The sequence below is a fragment of the Pedomonas sp. genome, assembly GCF_036515995.1.
GTDB lineage: Bacteria > Pseudomonadota > Alphaproteobacteria > Sphingomonadales > Sphingomonadaceae > Pedomonas.
Window position 1 is genome coordinate 1 of sequence record NZ_DATBUP010000233.1, and the last position, 2,607, is coordinate 2,607.

At 62.3% G+C, this 2,607-nt stretch carries 2 protein-coding genes; both read left to right on the plus strand.

Annotation, left to right across the window (positions count from 1 at the left end; genetic code table 11):
* Positions 1 to 2,176 (plus strand): TonB-dependent receptor (locus VIG90_RS17080; RefSeq protein ID WP_331594729.1); only part of this gene is annotated, 2,176 nt, incomplete at its 5' end.
* Positions 2,177 to 2,420: 244 nt separating this feature from the next.
* Positions 2,421 to 2,607 (plus strand): phytase (locus tag VIG90_RS17085; RefSeq protein WP_331594730.1); only part of this gene is annotated, 187 nt, incomplete at its 3' end.

Genomic DNA, 2,607 nt, shown 5'->3' on the forward strand with positions numbered 1-2,607 from the left:
CATCGAGATCAAGAAGACCCTGACGCCGGACATGGATGCAGACACCATCGGTGCGTCGATCGAGATCAACACCACCAGCGCGTTCGATCGCAAGAAGCCATTTGTCGCCCTGTCGGTCGAGGGCTCGCACAACGACCTGACCGGCAAGACCTCGCCCAAGGGCAGCGTCGACTTCGCCACCCGCCTTGGGGACAATTTCGGCATTGCCGGCGGCCTGTCCTACTACAAGCGCCGCTTTGCAACCGACAACATCGAGGCGGACGACTGGACCGAGGAGGACGGCACCGCTTGGGCGGAGACGCTGGAGTACCGCGACTATGACGTGGAGCGCGAACGTCTGGGCGCGTCCCTTACGCTCGACTGGCGCGCCAGCGACAGCACCAGTTTTTATGCGCGCGGGCTTTACAGCCGCTTCGAGGATCAGGAATACCGCAAGCGGCTGATCTTCGATCTGGCGGATGCGGCGCCAGTTGGCGGGTCCGGCGCCATCAGCCGGTTCGACACAGGCGAGGACGGCGAGATCAAGGTCGAGCGCGACCTGAAGGACCGCTTTGAGGTCCAGAAGATCGCCTCCGTGTCTGTGGGCGGCAAGACCGAGACCGGTCCGTGGACCTTCCGGTACGAAGGCTCGCTTGCAAAGTCATCGGAGCGCGAGAACGGGTCGATCGACCCCATCGCCTTTGAGCGCGAGTTCGATGGCGATGACCCCTTGGGCGTCGACTTTGACTGGAGCGATTATCGCAAGCCGGCCTATGCCATCACACATGGCAATGACGCCTTCAGCGATCCTGCCGGATACGAACTCGACAAGATCGAGCGCACCAGCCTCAGCGATGCAAAAGACAAGGAATGGACGGTCCGGGCGGATATCACCCGCAGTTTTGCACTGTCCTCCGGAACATTTGACGTCCAGTTCGGCGGCAAGGCCCGGCTGCGCGACAAGACCTATGATCTCAATATCGACGTTTACGAAAACGGCGATATCACGCTGGCCGATGTTCTGGGCAAGCAGGATTACGACCTCGGCGTGATCGATCCGGTGGCGAGCCCCAAAGCGGTGCGCCGCCTCCTGTCGGGCGGCTTTGGGGACTTCGAGCTGAACACCGTTGATACCGCGTTTGAATCGGCTGCTGCAGACTTCAAGGTCAAGGAGGATATCTACGCTGGATATCTGATGGGCAGCTTTGATACCGGCACGCTCAAGCTGGTCGGCGGTGTGCGCATGGAGCACACGAAGAACGACATGGGCGGCAACCGTGTCGACCTTATCGAGGAGGGCGCGCCGGACGGCGAGGATCTGGTCGTTGCAACGCCGGTTGATTTCAAGCGCAGCTACACCGACTGGCTGCCCAGCGCGACCCTGCGCTATCAGGCGGCAAAAGACGTGGTGGTGCGCCTTGGCGCATCGCGCAGCGTGGTGCGGCCGAACATGGGCCAGATCGCCCCGCGCTTCATGATCGAGGAAAGCGATGATGGCGCGCGCGAGGGCGAATTCGGCAACCCTGCGCTTGAGCCGTACAAGGCCTGGAATCTGGACTTCTCGGCGGAGTATTATTTTGCCCGGAACGCCGTGATCCAGATCGGCGCGTTCTACAAGACCATCGACAATTTCATCGTCAATGCCGAGTTCGGCGCCGACAGCGCGCCTTACAACGGGGTCTTCAACGGCATCGCCTTTGATGACGCCGTCATCCCGATCAATGGCGAGAAGGCCAAGGTGAAAGGGCTGGAGTTCAGCTACCAGCAGGCCCTCACCTTCCTGCCAGAGCCGCTGGACGGCCTGTTGGTCAACTTCAACTACACCTTCACCGACACGGAAGGGAAACTGGCCGATGGTCGCGTGATCTCCCTTCCCGCCTCATCCAGGCACACCTTCAATGCTGTTCTGGGGTATGAGAAGGGCCCTCTCAGCCTGCGCGTCGCGGGCGCCTACCGCAGCGGCTATCTGGATGAGGTCGGCGGGACGGCAGAGGAGGACCGCCATGTGCGCAGGCACTTCCAGGTCGATCTCAGCGGCAAGTACCGTGTCACGAAAAACCTCCAGCTGTTCGCCGAGTGGGTCAACGTGAACGACGCCACCTACACCGCCTACCAGCGCGGCGATGCCGGCAATCGCCTGCTCCAGTACGAAGAATATGGCTGGACGGCAAAGTTCGGCGCCCGCGCGAACTTCTAGGAGGATCGGACGGGATACGCCTGCCGGCAGGGGGCGTATCCCCCGCCTGGCCGCCTCTTCCCGTCCCGAGGGCTCATGCGGCTCGGGTCGTCGCATTGCCCCTTTGCAACGTCACTTGCAAGCGGATCAGCTCCGTACCGTTCAGCGCAAAACAGGCGAGGGACTCCATCGTCCGTCAGCCTGTCGGCAGCAAGCCCGCACCAGAGGGCAACGCGCCCGCATTACATATCTGGAGGATAACATTATGCTCAAAAGATCCCTGCTCATGACAGCCGGCGTGCTGTTCCTGGGAGCCTGCTCTGCCCCGGAGACTTCCGTCCCGGCCGCGCTGACGGTCACCGCCAAGGCGGAGACCGACCCGGTCGAGACGCAGGATGACGCGGCTGACGATCCGGCCATCTGGCGCAATGCGGCCAATCCGGCCGGCAGCC